Origin of the sequence: Pseudomonas sp. B392_1p (genome assembly GCF_052245235.1) — a bacterium.
GTDB lineage: Bacteria > Pseudomonadota > Gammaproteobacteria > Pseudomonadales > Pseudomonadaceae > Serpens > Serpens gallinarum.
The window spans coordinates 18,279-38,142 of the sequence record NZ_JBQPXM010000007.1 but is presented as its reverse complement, the minus strand read 5'-3'; the positions used below and the strand labels follow the sequence as shown (position 1 = coordinate 38,142).

19 protein-coding genes are annotated in these 19,864 nt (G+C 59.5%); 13 read left to right on the top strand and 6 right to left on the bottom strand.

From position 1 onward, the window contains the following. Window position 1: 1 nt before the first annotated feature. A complete protein-coding gene (locus tag ACTV8E_RS11620) occupies window positions 2-961 on the bottom strand; it encodes a YbgA family protein (RefSeq protein ID WP_443199601.1) in 960 nt (319 codons plus the stop codon). 277 nt (window positions 962-1,238) lie between these two features. On the opposite strand from ACTV8E_RS11620, the gene ACTV8E_RS11615 reads away from it, so the two are divergent. Next, the gene (locus tag ACTV8E_RS11615) at window positions 1,239-1,805 is read left to right on the top strand and encodes a lipocalin family protein (RefSeq protein ID WP_443199600.1); all 567 of its coding nucleotides are present in this window, start codon (window positions 1,239-1,241) and stop codon (window positions 1,803-1,805) included. Window positions 1,806-2,391: 586 nt separating this feature from the next. Here the strand turns inward: ACTV8E_RS11615 and ACTV8E_RS11610 are convergent. Beyond that, on the bottom strand, window positions 2,392-4,404 hold the full coding sequence (locus ACTV8E_RS11610) for a peptidase U32 family protein (protein ID WP_443199599.1): 2,013 nt from the start codon (window positions 4,402-4,404) through the stop codon (window positions 2,392-2,394). A 109-nt stretch (window positions 4,405-4,513) separates the two neighbouring features. Beyond that, a complete protein-coding gene (locus ACTV8E_RS11605; RefSeq protein ID WP_251837688.1) occupies window positions 4,514-4,960 on the bottom strand; it encodes a PAS domain-containing protein in 447 nt (148 codons plus the stop codon). A gap of 174 nt (window positions 4,961-5,134) precedes the next feature. Between ACTV8E_RS11605 and ACTV8E_RS11600 the strand changes: the two genes are divergently transcribed. Both ACTV8E_RS11600 and ACTV8E_RS11595 read left to right on the top strand, forming a co-directional pair. After that, window positions 5,135-6,085, top strand: a complete 951-nt coding sequence (locus ACTV8E_RS11600; protein WP_251837689.1) for a MerR family transcriptional regulator — start codon at window positions 5,135-5,137, stop codon at window positions 6,083-6,085. A 40-nt stretch (window positions 6,086-6,125) separates the two neighbouring features. Beyond that, on the top strand, window positions 6,126-6,566 hold the full coding sequence (locus ACTV8E_RS11595; protein WP_251837690.1) for a YqaA family protein: 441 nt from the start codon (window positions 6,126-6,128) through the stop codon (window positions 6,564-6,566). 119 nt (window positions 6,567-6,685) lie between these two features. Here ACTV8E_RS11595 and ACTV8E_RS11590 read toward each other — a convergent pair whose 3' ends face one another. The 3 genes from ACTV8E_RS11590 to selD all read right to left on the bottom strand — a co-directional run bounded on the left by ACTV8E_RS11590 (window position 6,686) and on the right by selD (window position 9,082). Beyond that, window positions 6,686-6,856: a hypothetical protein gene (locus ACTV8E_RS11590; protein WP_443199598.1), complete on the bottom strand. Its 171-nt coding sequence runs from the start codon at window positions 6,854-6,856 to the stop codon at window positions 6,686-6,688. 82 nt (window positions 6,857-6,938) lie between these two features. Beyond that, complete coding sequence (gene mnmH / locus ACTV8E_RS11585; RefSeq protein ID WP_443199597.1) at window positions 6,939-8,048, bottom strand: tRNA 2-selenouridine(34) synthase MnmH; 1,110 nt, start codon at window positions 8,046-8,048, stop codon at window positions 6,939-6,941. Next, entirely contained in the window at window positions 8,048-9,082 is a 1,035-nt protein-coding gene (gene selD / locus ACTV8E_RS11580) for a selenide, water dikinase SelD (protein ID WP_443199596.1), read from the bottom strand. The genes mnmH and selD overlap by 1 nt, the downstream gene beginning before the upstream one ends. A 169-nt stretch (window positions 9,083-9,251) precedes the next feature. Between selD and ACTV8E_RS11575 the strand changes: the two genes are divergently transcribed. The 10 genes from ACTV8E_RS11575 to clpX all read left to right on the top strand — a co-directional run bounded on the left by ACTV8E_RS11575 (window position 9,252) and on the right by clpX (window position 19,739). Beyond that, the gene (locus tag ACTV8E_RS11575; RefSeq protein WP_273538879.1) at window positions 9,252-10,103 is read left to right on the top strand and encodes a putative selenate ABC transporter substrate-binding protein; all 852 of its coding nucleotides are present in this window, start codon (window positions 9,252-9,254) and stop codon (window positions 10,101-10,103) included. Beyond that, entirely contained in the window at window positions 10,100-10,903 is an 804-nt protein-coding gene (locus ACTV8E_RS11570) for a phosphonate ABC transporter ATP-binding protein (RefSeq protein WP_443199595.1), read from the top strand. The genes ACTV8E_RS11575 and ACTV8E_RS11570 overlap by 4 nt, the downstream gene beginning before the upstream one ends. Then, window positions 10,897-11,724 (top strand): PhnE/PtxC family ABC transporter permease, encoded by an 828-nt coding sequence (locus ACTV8E_RS11565; RefSeq protein ID WP_251837695.1) that lies wholly within the window; start codon window positions 10,897-10,899, stop codon window positions 11,722-11,724. Before ACTV8E_RS11570 ends, ACTV8E_RS11565 begins: the two co-directional genes overlap by 7 nt. Beyond that, window positions 11,721-12,488: a phosphonate ABC transporter, permease protein PhnE gene (phnE, locus tag ACTV8E_RS11560; protein WP_443199594.1), complete on the top strand. Its 768-nt coding sequence runs from the start codon at window positions 11,721-11,723 to the stop codon at window positions 12,486-12,488. Before ACTV8E_RS11565 ends, phnE begins: the two co-directional genes overlap by 4 nt. A 444-nt stretch (window positions 12,489-12,932) precedes the next feature. Next, entirely contained in the window at window positions 12,933-13,532 is a 600-nt protein-coding gene (locus ACTV8E_RS11555; protein WP_251837698.1) for a hypothetical protein, read from the top strand. A 2-nt stretch (window positions 13,533-13,534) separates the two neighbouring features. After that, on the top strand, window positions 13,535-14,533 hold the full coding sequence (locus ACTV8E_RS11550; RefSeq protein ID WP_443199593.1) for a glycosyltransferase family 2 protein: 999 nt from the start codon (window positions 13,535-13,537) through the stop codon (window positions 14,531-14,533). After that, window positions 14,530-15,852 carry a lipopolysaccharide biosynthesis protein gene (locus tag ACTV8E_RS11545; protein ID WP_273538888.1) on the top strand — a complete coding sequence of 441 codons (1,323 nt, stop codon included), beginning with the start codon at window positions 14,530-14,532 and terminating at the stop codon, window positions 15,850-15,852. The genes ACTV8E_RS11550 and ACTV8E_RS11545 overlap by 4 nt, the downstream gene beginning before the upstream one ends. Before the next feature lie 460 nt (window positions 15,853-16,312). Continuing rightward, window positions 16,313-17,623: a trigger factor gene (tig, locus tag ACTV8E_RS11540; protein WP_273538890.1), complete on the top strand. Its 1,311-nt coding sequence runs from the start codon at window positions 16,313-16,315 to the stop codon at window positions 17,621-17,623. Window positions 17,624-17,714: 91 nt separating this feature from the next. Beyond that, window positions 17,715-18,353 carry an ATP-dependent Clp endopeptidase proteolytic subunit ClpP gene (clpP, locus tag ACTV8E_RS11535; RefSeq protein ID WP_251837702.1) on the top strand — a complete coding sequence of 213 codons (639 nt, stop codon included), beginning with the start codon at window positions 17,715-17,717 and terminating at the stop codon, window positions 18,351-18,353. A gap of 105 nt (window positions 18,354-18,458) precedes the next feature. Continuing rightward, window positions 18,459-19,739, top strand: a complete 1,281-nt coding sequence (clpX, locus tag ACTV8E_RS11530; protein ID WP_251837703.1) for an ATP-dependent Clp protease ATP-binding subunit ClpX — start codon at window positions 18,459-18,461, stop codon at window positions 19,737-19,739. Window positions 19,740-19,864 lie beyond the last annotated feature (125 nt).

Below are 19,864 nucleotides of genomic sequence, written 5' to 3'. Positions count from 1 at the left end.
GCTACAGGGCGTTACGCAGACTGAGGTCTTCGGGGTGCGGCTGCAGGTAGGCCTGGCCCGCGATGTAGTCGTCCGGATGGCGGCGGAAGTGGTGCTTGAGCAGGGTCAGCGGTACCACCAGCGGCACGATGCCAACGCGGTACTGGCCGATCAGGTGCTGCAGTTCCTGCTTCTCGTCGGCGCTGAGGGCGCGTTTCAAGTAGCCGCTGAGGTGCTGCAGCACATTGCTGTGGCTACCGCGCGACGCGGTGTGTTTCAGGGCGTCCATCAACTGGCTGAAATAACGCGGCGCGAACTCTTCCAGCGGCTGCCGGCTGCTTTCGGCCAGTAGGCGGCCGAGGGCCTGGTACTGCGGACGACAGGTGGCCATCAACTGGTATTTGTAGCGGGCATGGTAGGCATACAGCGCCCGGCGACTCAGCCCTGCGTGCTGCAGGCGCTGCCATTCGGCGTAGGCGAATACACGGGTGATGAAGTTTTCACGCAGGACCGGGTCGTTGAGGCGACCGTCCTCTTCCACCGGCAGGTCCGGGCGGGCCTGTATCAGCGCGGCGGCGAACAGGCCGCGACCACCGCCAGGCACCGGGTTGCCGTTGTCTTGATAGACCTTGACCCGTTCCATGCCGCAGGACGGTGATTTCTGCATAAGGATGTAGCCGCAGATGTCGTCCAGCTGTTCGGCGGTGCGTTGCCCGAACCCGGTCAGCGCCTCGCTGACATCACGCTCGCGATGAACGCTGCCCACGGCGCGCGGGCTGGCCGGATCGCCCACCAGGCGGATCGCCTCGCGGGGCGTGCCTAGACCAATGCCGACTTCCGGGCAAACCGGCACGAACTCGAAATGCCGGGCGAGGATCTCGCTGCACAACCTTGACTCCTTGTGTCCGCCGTTGAAACGCACCGGTTTGCCCAGCAAGCAGGCGCTGATACCGATCTTGAGGGGGGCGATGAATGTGCTCATGTGCGGTCTCTCATTCAGGGACACGGGGTTAAGCTGTACAAATTTTCTTAAATGTAGGGTTTTTCTTGTACAAGTCAATGTGTTTGTATAAATTTGCCGTGTGAAGCCAGGCTACGAATCGCGGCTCTTCGTAGGGTGGATGTCGTCGTCCACCATGGCCCCGCTCGGTGGGGCGCCACTCGGTGGATCGCCACCCGGTGGATCGATAAAGCGCGATCCACCCTACGTCCGGCATCTACTCGCAAACCGAAAATCTCAACTCGCGGAGATCAGCGTTATGAATATGTGGAGCATCCGAAACGGGTCTCGCCGAACTCCGGCGGCGCTGTTGGTACTGGCCCTGCTGGTGCTGGGCGGCTGTTCGTACGCACCCCCCAAAGGCGTGGAGGTGGTGACGCCGTTCGAGCTGGAGCGGTACCTGGGCCACTGGTACGAAATCGCGCGGCTCGACCATTCGTTCGAGCGCGGCCTGAGCAATGTGAATGCCACGTACAGAAAGCGCGCCGATGGCAGCATCGAGGTGATCAACCGGGGTTACAACGATAAGCGCGGCGCCTGGCAGGAGGCCGTTGGCAAGGCCAAGTTCACCGGTGCGACGGACGTCGGGTCGCTGAAGGTGTCGTTCTTCGGTCCGTTTTACGGTGGCTACAACGTGGTTGCATTGGATCGGCAGAATTACCGTTGGGCCATGGTGATGGGGCCGGACCGCGACTACCTGTGGATCCTCGCCCGTGACAAACAATTGCCGGATGAGGTGCGCCAACAGCTGGTCAATCAGGCTGCCGAGCTGGGCATCGATGTGTCGCAGCTGATCTGGGTCGAGCACAACAGGGATGACGCCTGAGGCTACAGGCACGAGGTGGGTATCGATTGAGGTTTTTCGGGTGCGGGAGTGCTCAGGTGCAATCCATTACGGTGCAGACACATTAATCCTGGGGCGCTGCCGTGCAATGGATGGCGGCCGATATCGGCGTAATCGTCGCCCTGGGTGATGGGCGCATCGAATACGCCAACCCACTGGCGGAGCGCGTGTTAGGCGACGCAACGCTGACCGGCGCAAACGTGTACAACCTGGTCTGGCTGCTTGGCGAGGAATACCAACGGCTGGCCCGGCGTTTGATTGCCCGATTGGGCTCGCAGCAGGCGCAGCCGGTCAGGAATGTGAGGGTGGACGTGGAGCGGCCAGTGGACGGCGCCGGCTACGCATTGACGTGCTGGCTAACGGCGCCGTTGACGGTCAGCCGCGTTGGCTGCTGTTGCTGCTTGATCTGGCCCCCGTGGCGAAACCCCCGGCGAGCTACGCGAGTTGCAGGCCCTGGGCATTTACCTGTTCCAGGGCTACCTGTTTGCCCGCCCGGCGTTCGAGGCGCTGCCGGAGGTGGCCTGGCCCGCGCCCTGAAACCTGTTGGTCAGGGCGCGTTGAGCCGGGCTTAAGGCCGCGCGGGTTTGCGCTTGATGGTTTTCACCAGGTCTTCGGGACTGATGAAGCCGACCATGCTGCTCGCGCTGCTGGCGCTGCCGGGCTGGGGCTGGTTGAGAATGTGGCCTTTCATCTTGCCGATGATGTGCATTTCGCAGGGTTTGCAGTCGAACTTCAGGGTCAGCACTTCGTCCTGATGGATCAGCTGCATCGGCGCGACCTTGGTGCGCACGCCGGTAACGCCTTTGGCCTGTTTCGGGCACAGGTTGAAGGAGAAGCGCAGGCAGTGCTTGGTGATCATCACCGGCACTTCGCCCGGCTCTTCATGGGCCTCGTAGGCGGCGTCGATCAGCTGCACGCCGTAGCGGTGATAAAACGCACGGGCCTTTTCGTTGTACACGTTGGCCAGGAAGGTCAGGTGCGACTCGGGGTAGACCGGCGGCGGCACGCTGACCGGCTTGCGGCTGCCACGCGGGTAGGCGGCCAAGCGGGCAGCCGTCAGTGCGTCGATGGCGTCGCGGCGCAGGGTCTTGAGTTGCGAATTCGGCACGAAGAACGCCTGGGGTGCGTCTATGTCCACCTGTTCGGCGTGATAGATCGTGGTGCCGAGCTTGCTCAGGGTATCGCGCAGTTGCTCAAAGGCCTGCTCCGGATTCTTCGCCAGACCGAACGGCCCGGCCAGACTGGCCGAGGCGCTGATGCCTTCGACGCTGGTCACGTTCAGGGTCAATGCTTCGTTGTCGAACGTAGCCTGGAAGCGCACGGGCACGCGGCGCTCGGCCGAGGTCTTGAGTAGCGCTTGTTGCCAGTTGTGGTCCAGGTTGCGGTTGAGCGCATGGGGCATGCGCAGCTGTTTCAATTCCGCCGGCATTTCATTGGGCACGATGCGGTACTGCCGGCGGGTCTGACCGTCCTGTTCGAACTCCTCGAGCAGTTCCGCCGTGTTGGCGCGAAAACCCACCACTTCACGCTTGTACAGCACGTTCAGGCCATCGCCATTGCTCAGCGATTCGCTGGTTTCGGCGATGAAGTCGTGCTTGCCGACCTTGATGATGTCGCCCACCGGCAGGCCGACGAATTTCGGCGAGTCGAAGGCGCCGATGTCGATCTTGCGATCCTGCACGAAATAATCGGTGCTGCCGCGGTGGAAGGTCTTTTCCACGTTGGGCACGAAAAAGTGTTCGCTGAAGCCGCTGGAGGCGCGGGCCAGGTCGGGGCGCTGGGTGAGGATCTTGTCCAGCTCCTGGCGATAGTGAGCGGTGATGTTTTTCACGTAGCTCACATCTTTGTAGCGGCCTTCGATCTTGAAGGAGCGCACGCCGGCCTCCACCAGATCCAGCAGGTTGTCGGTCTGGTTGTTGTCCTTCATCGACAGCAGGTGTTTGTCGTAGGCGACCACGCGGCCCTGATCGTCTTTCAGGGTGTAGGGCAGGCGACAGGCCTGCGAGCAGTCGCCGCGGTTGGCGCTGCGCCCGGTCTGCGCGTGGGAAATGTTGCACTGACCGGAGAACGCCACGCACAGCGCGCCATGGATGAAGAACTCGATGGTGGCGTCGACCTGGTGACTGATCTCGCGGATCTCCTGCAGGTTGAGCTCACGGGCCAGCACCAGCTGGGAGAAACCGGCGTCGGCGAGGAACTTGGCCTTGTCCAGGGTGCGGATGTCGGTTTGCGTGCTGGCGTGCAGCTCGATGGGCGGCAGGTCCATCTCGAGGATGCCCATGTCCTGCACGATCAGCACGTCGACGCCGACCTCGTACAGCTGCCAGATCAGCAGCCGGGCGGGCTCGAGTTCATCGTCATGCAGGATGGTGTTGAGGGTGACGAACACCTTGGCGTGGAACAGGCGGGCGAATTCCACCAGCTCGGCAATCTCTGCCACGCTATTGCTGGCGTTGTGGCGTGCGCCAAAGCTGGGGCCGCCGATGTACACGGCATCGGCGCCATGCAGGATGGCTTCCTTGGCGATGGTGGTATCCCGTGCAGGGCTGAGGAGTTCGAGTTTGTTCGTGGCTACGGGCATAGGTTCAATTCGTCAGGCAAGGCGGTTGTCGGGTGGCTACCGGTGATTCAGCGTGCATGCACGTTGCGTCTGCTCTGCGGCAGGTCGCTCACCCGGTGAATCGGTCGGTTCAGGCGGGCCGGTCGGCCAGCTGGCGTTTCAGCTGAGCGACTTCGGCCTCCAGTTCGCGCACACGTTCAGTGGCCTGAACTTGGGCGCTGACATCCTTCTGGATGCCGATGAAATAGGTGAGCTGGTCGGCCTCGTTGAAGACCGGCGTGATCGACAGTTCGTTCCAGAACGCGCTGCCGTCTTTGCGGTAGTTGCGGATGATCTGCCGGCACGGCTGCTTGTTGGCAAGCGCCTCGCGAATCACCTTGAGGCCTGGTTGGTCGCGATCGTCTGACTGCAGGAAGCGGCAGTCCTGATAGAGGATATCGTCGACCGGGTAGCCGGTTAGGCGTTCGAACGCCGGATTGGCGTAGATGAGAATATTGTCATCGCCTTCCTGTTCGGCCACCACGATGCCGTCATTGGAGGCTTCGACGACCAGTTGGAGCAGCTTGGCGTTGATCATGTTCTAAGGTCCGCGTGCAGGTTCGGGGCATTCTAACAGGCTGTGGGAAGTAGGCGATGCGGCACGGCAAGACACAACGTTCAGTCGGCTCGGCTTTGCTACGGGGTGAGCCGCGCAATCCGTTGCCCCTGAGTTAGAATGCCGCCACTTGCATGACCTGGGCTGCTCCTGCCAATGATCGAATTCACTGCCGCTGCGCCGCGCGCATCTGACCCATCGGGCCAGGATGAGCTATTTCCGATCCGCGAGGTGGTGCGACTGACTGGCGTGAATCCGGTCACGCTGCGGGCCTGGGAACGACGCTACGGGCTGATCCAGCCGGTGCGCACCGAAGGCGGGCATCGGCTGTATTCCCAGGCGGATATCGAGGCGATTCGCAGCATCGTGACCTGGACCGAGCGCGGTGTGGCGGTCAGCAAGGTTGGCAGCCTGCTCGAACGCAGCGCGGCGAACAAGGCTGAATCCCTGCCGGTCGAAGCCGAGCCGGTGGCGGGGGAGTGGAGCGAATGGCAGGCGCGAATTCGCCAGGCGGTGGGCGATTTCGACGACGTACGACTGGAGCAGCTGTATGGCCAGGTGTATTCGACGTATCCGTTGACGGTGGTATTCGAGGACATTGTCTTGCCGCTGTGGCACGAACTGCTGCACCGCAAGGGGTTCGGGCAGGCCAGCCAATGGCTGTTTTTTGATGCTTTCCTGCGCGCTCGGGTGTTGCAGCGCCTGCAACTGGCGCGCCGCCCGGACGATAACACCGTGCTGCTGGCGGCGGTTCCAGACCAGTGCCGTGAATTGGAACTGTTGGTGGCCGGCCTGCTGCTCAACGGCGACAACGGCGCGGTGCGCGTGCTGGCCCTCGGTCAGCCGCTGGAAGAACTCAGTGTCATTTGCCAGGCCGTGCAGCCACGGGCGCTGGTGCTGTATGTCACGGCGCCGCCAACTGATTCATTGCTGGCGCAGTTGCGCAAGCTGGTGCTGGCGGTGGACTGCCCGCTGGCGTTGTGCGGCGAAGGCTCGGAACTGGCGCACGACCGCCTGGCAGGCACGCCCATCGCTCGTCTGGGCAGCGCAGGACGTCTGATGCAACGACGCCTGGCGCAGTTTCTCAGTGGACATCTGAATACGTGAAGGCATGCCTTTGCCACTGATGACCCTGGATTTGTAGAGCATGTGGGAAGTATCCGGTTACCTCGGCCTGTTTGTGGCCGCATTTGGCGCTGCCACGCTGTTGCCCTTGCAGTCGGAAGCGGTGCTGGTTGGCCTGCTGCTGGCGGGCAAGCATTCAACGGTTGGCCTGTTGGCGGTTGCCATCGTCGGCAATGTGCTGGGGTCGGTGGTGAACTGGCTGCTGGGCCGCTCCATCGAGCGCTGGCGCCACAAGCGCTGGTTTCCCATCAACGATGCCCAGCTGCAGCGGGCCCAGCGCGGCTATCACCGTTACGGCCGCTGGTCGCTGCTGCTGAGCTGGATGCCCATCATCGGCGACCCGCTGACCCTGATCGCCGGTGTGATGCGTGAGCCCTTATGGAGCTTTCTGCTCATTGTGCTGTTGGCCAAGGCAAGTCGTTATCTGCTGCTCGCGGCCCTGACGCTGGGCATCAGTCCGTAGGTGGATATCGCCTTTTACATCCACCAAAGCCCCGCTCGGTGGATCGCCACCCGGTGGATCGCCACCCGGGATCGATGAGGCGCGATCCACCCTACGGCTGGCTATAAAGGAGTGGTTATTCAACCATTGTGGCGCTGCGCCCGCTCACGCAGGTAAGCGACCACCGTTTCCTGATCGCCCCTGAACTCGACACGGTCGATCTGGCTGGCGCGCGGGTAGGCGTACAGCGGATCGACGCGCAGTCTTGTAGGGTGGATGTCGCTTTTTACATCCACCACGAACACGCTCAATGGATCGCCAACCGGTGGATCGCCACCCGGTGGATCGATGAGGCGCGATCCACCCTACGACTGGCTATAAAGGAGTGGTTATTCAACCATTGTGGCGCAGCGCCCGCTCACGCAGGTAAGCGACCACCGCTTCCTGCTCGCCCCGGAACTCGATCCGGTCAATCTTGCTGGCGCGCGGGTAGGCGTACAGGGGGTCGTAGTAGTCGCGCAGCAACGCCTCGATCCAGCCGCGATGCAGGTCCACTGTGCCTCTGCGCTGTTGTTCGTCGAGCGCGGCCTGCATAAGAGCCTGCAGACTCTGGTAACGGTCGCCACCCAGGCGCTTGTGGATGTTGCCCAGGCTTTGCAGCAGGCGTTCGGCGAACAGACGAAAACCGTCTTCCTCGCCATGCACACTGTGGAACTCGGCGCATAGGTCAATCACGTAGTCGCCAAGGATACGCTCCACGCGACTGTCGAAACTGTCTTCCAGCCAGACCAGCGGAAAGCGCTGCATGCCTTCGTGCAATTCCAGCGGCACCGCGCAGCGGCCGACCAGACGACTTTCGTCCTCCAGCACAAAATGCTGAACGCCAGCTGCACGTTTTTTCAGAATATCGATGGCCAGGCGGTTCTCGAAGTCGATCTGGGTTGGCTGCTCGGTGGCGTGCTTGCCGAAGCTCGATCCACGGTGATTGGCATGGCCTTCCAGGTCCAGGCTGTTATCCAACCGGTCGATCACTTCGGTCTTGCCGGTGCCGGTGAGGCCGCCGACCAGCACGAAGTCGCATTGGGTTACGGCCTGCTGGGTGGTTTCCAGCAGGAACGTGCGCATCGCCTTGTAGCCGCCGACCACCCGGGGGTAATCGATGCCTACTTCGCTTTTCAGCCACTGCTGGACGATCTGCGAGCGCAGGCCGCCGCGAAAGCAGTACAGATAACCATCGGGATTGGCCTGGGCAAACGCGGCCCAGGCGGCGATGCGGTCGGCCTTGGTATGGCCCGACACCAACTGATGGCCGAGTTCGATAGCGGCCTTCTGGCCGTGCTGTTTATAGCAAGTGCCGACTTTCTGCCGCTCGATGTTGTTCATCAGCGGCAGGTTGAGGGCGGTGGGGAAGGCGCCCTTTCCGAATTCGACCGGGGCGCGGGCATCCATCATGGGCAGATCGTTGAGGAAGATGTCGCGGTAGTCGGTGCAGTCTTGTCGCATTACAGCACCTCAACCGCGTGGCTCTGTCGCTCCACCAGTTGGCCGATGGGCTCAAGCGCCAGGCCCAGTTCCGCTGCCACGGCGAGGAATTCCTGTTCGCCTTCCGGCGCCACGGCAACCAGCAAGCCGCCGCTGGTTTGCGGATCGCACAGCAGCAGTTTGGTCAGTTCGGGCATGGGCGCGATCTTCTCGCCGTAGCTGTCGAAGTTGCGCAGGGTGCCGCCAGGTACGCAACCTTCCGCCAGGTAATGCTCGACACCGGACAGGCGTGGCACGCGAGAGAATTCCACGCGAGCCGTGAGGCCGCAGCCTTCGGCCATTTCCACCAGGTGGCCCAGCAGGCCGAAGCCGGTGACGTCGGTCATGGCCTTGACCGCCTCGAGCTTGCTAAAGCGGCTGCCGGGTTTGTTCAAGGTGCACATCCAGTCGCGGGCCAGGCCGACGTCTTCGGCGCGCAGTTTGGCTTTCTTTTCCGCCGTGGTGAAAATACCGATGCCCAGCGGCTTGGTCAGGTACAGGTTGCAGCCGACGCGGCCGGTGTCGTTACGCTTCATGTAGCGCTTTTCCACCACACCGGTCACCGCCAGGCCGAAAATCGGCTCGGGAGCATCAATGGAATGGCCGCCGGCCAGCGGAATGCCGGCGGCATCGCACACGGCGCGGCCGCCACGCATCACGTCGCGGGCCACTTCCGGTGGCAGGAGATTGATCGGCCAGCCGAGGATGGCAATGGCCATCAGTGGGTCGGCACCCATGGCGTAGATATCGCTGATCGCGTTAGTCGCAGCGATACGGCCGAAATCGTAGGGATCGTCAACGATGGGCATGAAAAAGTCAGTGGTGGACACCACGCCGCGCTCGTCGTCCAGGGCATAGACCGCCGCATCATCACGCGAAGCGTTGCCGACCCACAGCTTCGGATCAAGGTTCTGTGCACCGCTGCCGGCAAGAATCGTCTCCAGCACCTTGGGTGAGATCTTGCAGCCGCAGCCGGCACCATGGCTGTATTGGGTCAGGCGAATCGGATCACTCATTTCACATACCTCGCATCTGAGGGCGCGAATTCTAGCAAAGCTGCGGTGGCGCTCGCCGCACTATATAATCGCCTCGTTTTTACCGCCCATGCGGCTCACCATGCTTATGCCTGCTAGCCTAGGTGGTGGCCATCCCCACGTTTTTTCCGCTATTGAACCGGAGAACTCCATGCTTAAGCCCACCCTGGCGCTCGCCGCCGGTATTACGCTGTCCCTGTCCGCCCTGTTTGCCCAAGCCGCCGAAGTGCTTAGAGTCAGCGCCATCCCGGACGAAGCGCCCACCGAACTGCTGCGTAAATTCAAGCCGCTGGGTAATTATCTGGAACAGCAGCTGGGCATGCAGGTGCAATTCACACCCGTTGCCGACTATCCGGCAGTGGTCGAGGCGTTGGCGACTGACCGTCTTGATCTGGCCTGGCTGGGCGGTTTCACCTTCGTCCAAGTACACCAGAAGACCGGTAATGCCATACCGCTGGTGCAGCGCGAGCAGGATGCGCAATTCACCAGCAAATTCATTACTTCCGATCCGAGCGTGCAGTCGCTGGCCGACCTCAAGGGCAAGACCTTTGCCTTCGGCTCGGTGTCTTCGACCTCAGGCAGCCTGATGCCGCGCTACTTCATGCTGGGCGACGACATCAAGCCGGAAGAGTTCTTCAGTCGCGTGGCATATTCCGGAGCCCACGATGCCACTGCCGCCTGGGTGCAGGCGGGCAAGGTGGCGGGCGGCGTGCTCAATGCCAGTGTGTGGGACAAGCTGGTAGCCAATGGCAAGGTGGATACTAATAAGGTGCGAGTGTTCGCCACTACGCCGCCTTATTACGATTACAACTGGACGGTGCGCGGCACGCTTGACCCGGCTCTGGCTGAGAAGATCAAAACTGCGTTCCTGGCACTTGATCCCGCCAATCCCGAGCACAAGGCGATTCTCGATTTGCAGGCCGCGAGCCGCTTTATCGAGACCAAGCCGGAGAACTATCAAGGTATCGAGGACGCCGCGCGCGCGGCAGACCTGCTGAAATGACCGTGCAGCTGGCTCAGGCCAGCCTCACGCACGGCAACGGCATTCATGCCCTGCGCAATGTGGATCTGCACATTGCCCAGGGCGAACAGGTTGCCATCATTGGCCCGTCCGGGGCCGGCAAGTCGAGCCTGCTTAACGTGCTGGGAACGGCGTTGCAGCCCAGCAGCGGTAGCGTGCAAGTTCTTGATCAGCAGCCCTGGCGCTTGTCCAGCCGCCAGCGGCAACAGTTACGCGCGCGCATTGGCTTGATCCATCAGGCACCGCCCTTGCCGCCGCGTTTACGGGTGATCACCGCCGTGCTGGCCGGCAAGCTGGGGCAGTGGGGGCTGGGCAAGAGTCTGCTCAATCTGCTGTATCCGCTGGATATTCCTGGTGCGCGGGCGGTGCTTGAACGACTGGATCTGGCCGACAAACTGTTTGCGCAGTGCCAGCAGCTTTCCGGCGGCCAGTTGCAGCGCGTGGGCATTGCCCGCGTGCTGTATCAGGCGCCTGATCTGCTGCTGGCCGACGAGCCGGTGTCGGCGATGGACCCGGTGCTCGCTGATCATGCTTTAGGTGTGCTATGTCGGCACGCGGCGCAGGAGGGCGTCACCCTGGTATCCAGTCTGCATGCGGTGGAGCTGGCGCTGGCGCATTTTCCGCGCATCATCGGCTTGCGAGCCGGGCAGGTGCTGTTTGATTGCCCGGCGTCGCAGGTCACTCGCGAGTTGCTTGATGCGCTGTATGCCAACCAGCAATTGACCTTCGCGCCCGGTCCGGCCTCGGTCCCGGTGACGAGTGTGCAGGTTTCACGATGCTGAGCCGCGATATCCGCGACCCGGCAGCCCTGCCGCGGCTGCTGCTAAGCCTGTTGGCCATTGCTCTGTTATGGCCGGGAATGCAGCTCAGCGAGCTAGACCTGGGCGTGTTTCTGGCCAAGGACAGCGCCAGTGATATGGGGCTGTTCGTGGCTGCCTTCTGGCCGCCTGCCCATGGCGAGGAGTTTCTCCAGCTCCTCTTCGATGCAACCCTGCAAACTCTGGCGATCGCGACCGCCGGCATGGCCTTAGCGCTGCTGTTGGCGATTCCGGCGAGCCTGCTGGCCAGTCGCGCGCTGTCGTTGTCCGCAGCGGCGCGTGGCGGGCGGCCTGGATGGTGGTCGCAACTGTTGCGCTGGCCGGTGCGCGGTCTGCTGATTTTCCTGCGCAGCGTACCGGAGATCGTCTGGGCGCTGCTGTTCGTGCGCGCCGTGGGCCTGGGACCTACCGCAGGCGTGTTGGCTATCGCGATTACTTACAGCGGTATGCTCGGCAAGGTCTACGCAGAAATCTTCGAGTCAGTCGACCAGCGTCCGGCCCACGCCTTGCTGCTGGCCGGCGGCGGCCGTTTTACCGCTTTTCTCTATGGCATCCTGCCCAATGCGGCGCACGAGGTGGTGTCTTACACCGTGTACCGCTGGGAGTGCGCAATCCGTGCTTCGGTGGTGATGGGCTTTGTCGGTGCCGGCGGTTTGGGTCAGCAGATCGACTTGTCCATGCGCATGTTCGCCGGTGATGAAGTGGCCAGCATGCTTCTTACTTTTCTGGGGCTTGTCATGCTCGCGGATCTGATCAGTCGGCTGCTGCGGGCGAGGCTGGTATGAGGCGCCTGATCAACGCGGGACTGATTCTGGCTCTGCTGGCGGCGGTAGGGCTGTCGTTCAGCTATTTGGGACTCGATCTTGGCGCGGTATTTGGCCGCGACAACCTGGGGCAGATGGGTTCGTATGCCCAGCGCTTTTTTGACCCGGATCTGAGCGCTGGGCATCTGCAGGCCATCGGCCGCGGTGCGCTGGAGACCCTGGCAATGTCTGCCGTCGGTACGCTGTTGGCGGCTATTCTCGGTTTGCTGCTGGCGCTGCCCGCCGCCGGACGTTTTGGTTGGCCGCTGGCTGGCGTCGCACGCCTGCTGCTCAATGCCTTGCGCGCCATTCCCGAACTGGTGTGGGCCGCATTGATGGTGCTGGCAGCGGGGCTCGGCCCGAATGCTGGCACCTTGGCGCTGGCGTTGCACACCGCCGGGGTATTAGGGCGTCTATTTGGCGAGGCACTGGAAAATACCCCGGCGGGACCGACTGAAGCCATTCGTCTACAAGGCGGCAATGCGGTTGCAGCCTTCTGCTACGGCACCTTGCCCAATCTATGGCCGCAGTTACTGGCTTACAGCCTGTACCGCTGGGAGAACAATATCCGCATGGCCAGCGTGCTCGGCTTCGTAGGTGCGGGTGGGCTGGGGCAGATGCTGTATGTCAGCCTCAGCCTGTTCCAGGAGGCGCAAGCCAGTACGGTCATCATTGCCATGCTGCTGCTGGTGCTGGCGGTCGATGCGCTCAGTAGCTGGGTCCGGCAGCGGTGGGTGAGGGCTTGAGTATTCCAAGCCAACCAACATAACTGCCTTCCAGCATCGAACAACGCCAATCTACGACAGCAGCGCCGTCTTAAACTGGCACTCACCGTGACGAGCGAAGTGGCTGTGATCCGGCAGGTTTTGCTGCTTACCGTTACCGATCCGACGCGGCCCTGATCAAAGCCGTTCTCGGACGCAGCCTTGCGCAGCTGGCGCTGATCGCTCTCAGCCCGCTGTGCTGATCGTTGCCTTGCTGGTCAAGCGCTCCTCGCCCGGCCCAGTCCTCTTCAAAACAGATACGCCATGGCTGGAACGACCAAGTGATCAAGCTCTACAAGTTCGTTCGACTACGATCTCTCTATATCAATAACTGGCGCTGTGGCCGGATCTCAAAATTCTGATCATCTACTGAAGACGTTCGACCCGAGCACTGCCATTACACGTTAGCTTCAGGCAAGGAAGCCCATGAACATCTCAATTGCCGGCACCGGTTACGTCGGACTTTCCAATGCGGTACTGCTGGCGCAGCGCAACAAGGTGATCACTCTGGAGACCGCCCCGGCCAAGGTGGACTTAACCAACGACCGCCTTTCCCCTATCGAACACAGCGAAATCCAGCGCTACCTAGCCCCAAAAGACCTCGACCTCAGAGCCACCCTCGACAAGCGTGAGGCCTACCGTGATGCCGACTTCGTAACCATCGCCACTCCCACCGACTACGACCCGCAAACCAACTTCTTCAACACCCGCAGCGTCGAGGAAGTGATTGAGGATTTACTGGCAATCAATCCCAACGCAGTCATGGTTATCAAATCCACCGTGGCGCTCGGCTACATCAAGACCGTGCGCGAGAAGTACCGCGCCGAGAACAGTCTTTGCTTATCGGAATTCATCTGCGAAGGCAAAACCCTACTCGAGGTGGCGGTGTATGGACCGGCGCTTAATGAACAGAGTTTCTACAACTCGCGGGTAGCCGCCGATCTGGACGAGTTTAAGTCGACGCCGGGGTTAGTTGGCAGATGTGAAAGGCCGAATCTTTACGCGAGATTTGTTGGTAGCGCTTAAATATGCACGATATAAAAGACTCGAAAGTCAGTATTATCATACCCGTCTACAATGTGGAGAAATATTTGGCTGAATGTCTTGACTCAGCGGTGGGTCAGATACATCAGAACAAGGAGATCATCATCGTTAACGATGGTTCCACGGATGGCAGTGCAGCAATAATATCGGAGTATCAAGAGAAACATAGTGAGATCGTCTTAGTTGTCACGGAAAATTTTGGCCAATCATCTGCGCGTAATACAGGGATAGAGAAATCGACCGGTGACTACCTGATATTTCTGGACAGTGACGATTGGATTGAAAAAGAAACATTAGAGCGTTGCCTGTTAGCGCTAAAAGAACATAATGCGGACATGGTAATGTTTAATGCGTGCTCTTTCGCAGATGATGTCTCTGAGTTTGATATTGGGAAGTTAGATTACACTAGACCCTCATGTCTCGCTAATAAAAAGTTACTTTGCAGAGAAGCCTTTTCATTTTTCGTAAAAAATAAGTCCTATTTGGTGTCGCCTTGTCTGTATCTTTATAAGCGTAGTACATTCAATAAAAACAGATTTCGGCCAGAAATTATCCATGAGGATAACCTTTTTACAACTCAGCTCCTCATAAGTAGCGAAACTGCAGAAGTTATCTGCTTGCCCGACCGATTCTTTCATAGAAGAGTAAGGCCTGGCTCAATCATGACTCAAGAAAAAAGCATGAGGCATGTGAATGGCTATCTCGCTGTAGCTGAAGAGCTTTTGAAAAATGAATTAAAAAATCAAAACTGCTCTACAGCAATAGCACTCAACCAATTTATACAAAGCATTATTGGCAACGCGTTAGCGACAGCGCAGGCAGCCTTCAATAACAAAATTCCTCTCCATGTCAGAAAGAAATCCCTAAAGCTTTTTTTCAAGACAAATCTCAGGCACATAAAACCTAGAGCAGCTTTGATCTGCCTTTTGCCGGAAATAAAAGTTGTCAAAAGAAAACTACGCGGCCTTGTGAAGCATCCATGAAAAAAACCAGCAGCCTCTACCGCGCCATAGCCAAAAGCATGCTCGGCCGTTATGCCGTCTATGCGGTCAACCTTCTTTCGATGATGGTAATGGCCCGGGTATTCACGCCGGAAACCTTCGGCACGGTTGCAGCCATCATGGTCTTCTACGTGTTTTTTCAATTGATGGCCGAGGTAGGCTTGGGGCCTGCCATCATCAATCTGGGCCACCTGACAAGAGAAGATCGTGATGGCCTTTTTGGACTGACATTGACCATTGGCTTGCTGCTGGCCTTTCTGTTTACGGCATTGGCACCGCTATTCCTATCGTTCTACCAACTGCCCCGCGTCGATGAAGTCGTACCCTATATCGCCGTCAGCCTGCTTTTCTTTGCCGCCAGCATCGTGCCCCATGCTCTGCTGCTTAGAGAGCAGGCTTTTTACAGGATCGCCAATGGCGGGCTGGCTGGGGAGTTGCTTGGCACTATAGCCACCATCAGCCTCGCCCAGCTCATTGACCCGTTGCATGCCCTGGCAGCCAAGGGCGCCTTTAGTGCTGGCACGCTGTTCTTCGTTATCTGGTATTTCTCGGCCAATACCGAATTCGGCAGGCCGCTGCCGGGGCGGAAGTTTTCCGCCATCAAGCCGCTGCTGGGCTTCTCCGGCTATCAGTTCGGCTTCAACTTCATCAACTACTTCTCGCGCAACCTCGACAACATCCTGGTCGGTAAATACATGGGCGCAACTGCGCTTGGCAACTACGACAAGGCTTATCAGCTGATGAAGTATCCGCTGATGTTACTGACTTTTGCCATGACACCGGCCATCCAGCCAGTCATCCGCGAGCATGCTGGCGACCCTCGAAAGGTCGAAGAGATCCATCGTGACTTCACCTTCAAGCTTTCACTCCTCGGCGCCGCCGCCGGGCTGGCCATGTACGTGCTTGCCAAGTGGATCATCTTGTTTGCTCTTGGCGATCAATGGCTCGACGTGGTGCCGATAATCCGCATTCTCGCCATCGCGATTCCCGTACAAGTCGTGCTTTCGACCAGCGGCAGCTTTTTCCAGGCGATGAACAGAGCGGATTTACTATTTTTAAGCGGTAGCCTGTCGGCTGTTGTCATGGTTTCGGCAATCAGCGTTGGCATCATCGCTCGCAATATGGAAATTCTCTGCTGGGGATTGGTGGCCGCGTTCCACATCAACTTCGTGCAGGCTTATTACTACATGTATAAGAAGGTTTTTTTTGCGCCCTTGCACCATCACCTTGTGCGTATGACGCCGGCCGCAGGTGTCGTGCTTGGAATGGTTGCTTACTCGCTTCTACCGTCGCTCCTATAAGTGCGGCTTCACACCGATGTCATTGAAGGTCAAGCCTTGGTCGACTGTGCGGCAGCCCGCGCTGAGCGAGCAACAGGCCGAGCAGCAGCACCGTGGCCTTGACGCTGCGCTGTGGCATTAGTGGCACGCCGGTGCGTAGCCGGGCCATTGCCCACAGGGCTACCAGGATTCCAGCAAGGGTAACGAGTTCGTCGATCGCCCAATCGCGCTCTGCACTACGGCAGAGGGCAGTAACACCAGAATGAGCAGTACGAGACCTGTCAGGAGCCGCTCAAGCGATTGACGGGCGCCACCCAGGGCGAAAGGAAACGGGCGATTATAGGGCGTTCTAGAGGGGGTAACTATGATCGACGCGCCTACTACTCGCGCGAACACTTCTCTTATGGCAGTTGAGCTACTAGAATGCGTGCCCATTCTGGGGCCGGAATGCCGGCTTATGTCTGTGCAACGAGGAAAATACATGCAAGTTTCTGTTGAAAGCACCTCCGCTCTGGAGCGCCGCATGACCATCGGCGTACCGGCCGAGCGCATCGAGAACGAAGTCAACAAACGTCTGCAGCAGACTGCCCGTCGTGCCAAGATCCCCGGTTTTCGTCCCGGCAAGGTGCCGATGAGCGTGATCCGTCAGCGCTACGAAGCAGCCGCTCGTCAGGAAGCCCTGGGCGACCTGATTCAGGAAACCTTCTACGAAGCCGTGGTTGAGCAGAAGCTGAACCCCGCAGGCACTCCTGCCGTCGAGCCGAAAGTGTTCGAGAAGGGCAAAGACCTGGAATACGTTGCGACCTTCGAAGTGTTCCCGGAGATCCAGCTGGCCGGCTTTGAGAGCATTGCCGTCGAGCGTCTGCAGGCTGAAGTGATCGATGCCGATATCGACACCATGCTCGACGTGCTGCGCAAGCAGAACACCCGTTTCGAGAATGTTGAGCGTGCCGCCGAGAATGGCGATCAGTTGAACATCGATTTCGTCGGCAAGATCGACGGCGAAGCCTTTGCTGGTGGCTCCGCCAAGGGCACTCCGCTGGTGCTGGGTTCCGGTCGCATGATCCCCGGCTTCGAAGAAGCGCTGGTTGGTGTCAAGGCTGGTGAAGAACGCGTGATCAACCCGGTTTTCCCCGAGGATTACCAGAACCTCGACCTGGCTGGTAAAGCCGCTGAGTTCACCGTGACCGTGAACAGCGTTGCCGCACCGCTGCTGCCGGAGCTGAACGACGAATTCTTTGCTCTGTTCGGTGTGAAGGAAGGTGGTCTGGAAGCGTTCCGCGACGAAGTTGGCAAGAACATGCAGCGTGAACTGCGCCAGGCAATCAAGACCAAGGTCAAGAACCAGGTGATGGATGGCCTGCTGGCCGCCAATTCGGTCGAAGTGCCGAAAGCTACCGTTGCCAACGAAGTGAATCGTCTGCGCGTGCAAGCCGTTCAGCAGTTCGGTGGCAATATCAAGCCTGAGCAACTGCCGGCCGAAATGTTCGAAGAGCAAGCCAAGCGCCGCGTGGTGCTGGGCCTGATCGTCGCCGAAGTGGTCAAGCAGAACGAGCTGAAGCCCGACGATGCCCGCGTCCGTGAGCTGATCGAGGAAATGGCCTCCGCTTACCAGGAGCCGGAGCAGGTCGTGGCCTGGTACTACAAGAACGAGCAACAACTGGATGAGGTTCGTTCTGTTGTGCTGGAAGAGCAAGTTGTAGATACTGTCTTGCAGAAGGCCAACGTAACCGACAAGTCGGTCTCCTACGAAGAAGCTGTCAAGCCCGCGGAAGCTCCGCAAGTCGCCTGATTCTTCCCCCGTTCGAGCACACCATAAGCCAGCCTTCGTGCTGGCTTATGTGTCTTTGAAGACCCGTTCACATTGGGAGCGATCGCTGGATATGTCCCGCAATTCCTTTATGCAAATGCCAGAAATCCAGGCTGCCGGCGGTCTGGTGCCGATGGTTATCGAGCAGTCCGCTCGTGGCGAACGTGCCTACGATATCTACTCGCGCCTGTTGAAGGAGCGCGTGATCTTCCTGGTTGGTCAGGTTGAAGATTACATGGCCAACCTGGTGGTGGCGCAGCTGCTGTTCCTTGAAGCGGAAAATCCCGACAAGGACATCCATCTGTACATCAACTCGCCGGGTGGTTCGGTCACTGCGGGCATGTCGATCTACGACACCATGCAGTTCATCAAGCCCGACGTGTCGACGATCTGCATCGGTCAGGCCTGCAGCATGGGTGCCCTGTTGCTGGCCGGTGGCGCCGCCAACAAGCGTTACTGCCTGCCGCACTCGCGGATGATGATCCATCAGCCGCTGGGCGGCTTCCAAGGTCAGGCCTCGGATATCGAGATCCACGCCCGTGAGATTCTCACCATTCGTGAGCGTCTGAACCGAATTCTGGCTGACCATTGCAATCAACCGATGGACGTGATTGCCCGCGACACCGACCGTGACAATTTCATGAGCGGTGAAGAGGCGGTCAAGTACGGCCTTATCGATCAGGTGCTGACCCGCCGTCAAATGACGAGCTGATCATGCTGTCACGCCATGGCTGGGATTGCCGGTCGTGGCGGGGTTGAAAATGCCTGCAATTGCCTTCATCTTGTGTTTCAAGCCCTACCGTATTGGATTGATCGAATGACTGACACCCGCAACGGCGAGGACAACGGCAAGCTGCTTTATTGCTCCTTCTGCGGCAAAAGCCAGCACGAAGTGCGCAAACTGATTGCCGGCCCCTCGGTTTTCATCTGCGACGAGTGCGTCGACCTGTGCAACGACATCATCCGTGAGGAGGTGCAAGAAGCCCAGGCCGAGAGTAATGCTCATAAATTGCCATCGCCCAAGGAAATCAGCGCGATTCTGGACCAGTACGTCATTGGTCAGGAACGGGCGAAAAAGATTTTGGCTGTAGCGGTTTACAACCACTACAAGCGCCTCAACCAGCGCGACAAGAAAGAAGAAGTCGAGCTGGGCAAGAGCAACATTCTGCTGATCGGTCCGACCGGTTCGGGCAAAACATTACTGGCCGAGACGCTGGCGCGCCTGCTCAACGTGCCCTTCACCATTGCTGATGCCACCACGCTGACTGAAGCGGGCTACGTGGGTGAAGATGTCGAGAACATCATTCAGAAACTGTTGCAGAAATGCGATTACGATGTGGAAAAAGCCCAGATGGGTATCGTCTACATTGATGAAATCGACAAGATTTCCCGCAAATCGGACAATCCTTCGATTACCCGTGACGTTTCGGGCGAGGGCGTGCAGCAGGCGTTGCTCAAGCTGATCGAAGGCACCGTGGCTTCGGTACCGCCGCAGGGTGGACGCAAGCATCCTCAGCAGGAGTTCCTGCAGGTTGATACGCGCAATATCCTGTTCATCTGCGGTGGCGCGTTCGCCGGCCTGGAGAAGGTGATCCAAAACCGCTCCACACGTGGCGGCATCGGTTTCAATGCCGAAGTGCGCAGCAAGGATGATGGCAAGTCGGTAGGTCAGTCGCTGCGCGAAGTCGCGCCGGATGATCTGGTGAAGTTCGGTCTGATTCCCGAGTTCGTCGGTCGTCTGCCGGTCATTGCCACGTTGGATGAACTGGACGAGGCGGCGCTGGTGCAGATTCTCACCGAGCCGAAGAATGCCCTGACCAAGCAGTACGCCAAGCTGTTCGAAATGGAAGGCGTGGATCTGGAGTTCCGTTCGGATGCCTTGAAGGCTGTGGCGCACCGTGCGCTGGAGCGTAAGACTGGCGCGCGTGGCCTGCGCTCCATTCTGGAAGGCATCTTGCTCGACACCATGTACGAGATCCCGTCGCAAAACGATGTGAGCAAGGTGGTGATTGACGAGAACGTCATTGAGGGCACCTCCAAGCCCCTGCTCATTTACGAAAGCAGCGAGCCAACGGCCAAGGCTGCGCCTGACGCGTGATAGACAAGGGGCCTGCGGGCCCCTTCGTCATTCTGGGCTCGATGCTTGTTTTTTGCAGTCATCGGCCCCATCTTGTCCGCGAGGGTAATCCCACCGATCACGACCAGAAGGTCGCTGTAGAGCCG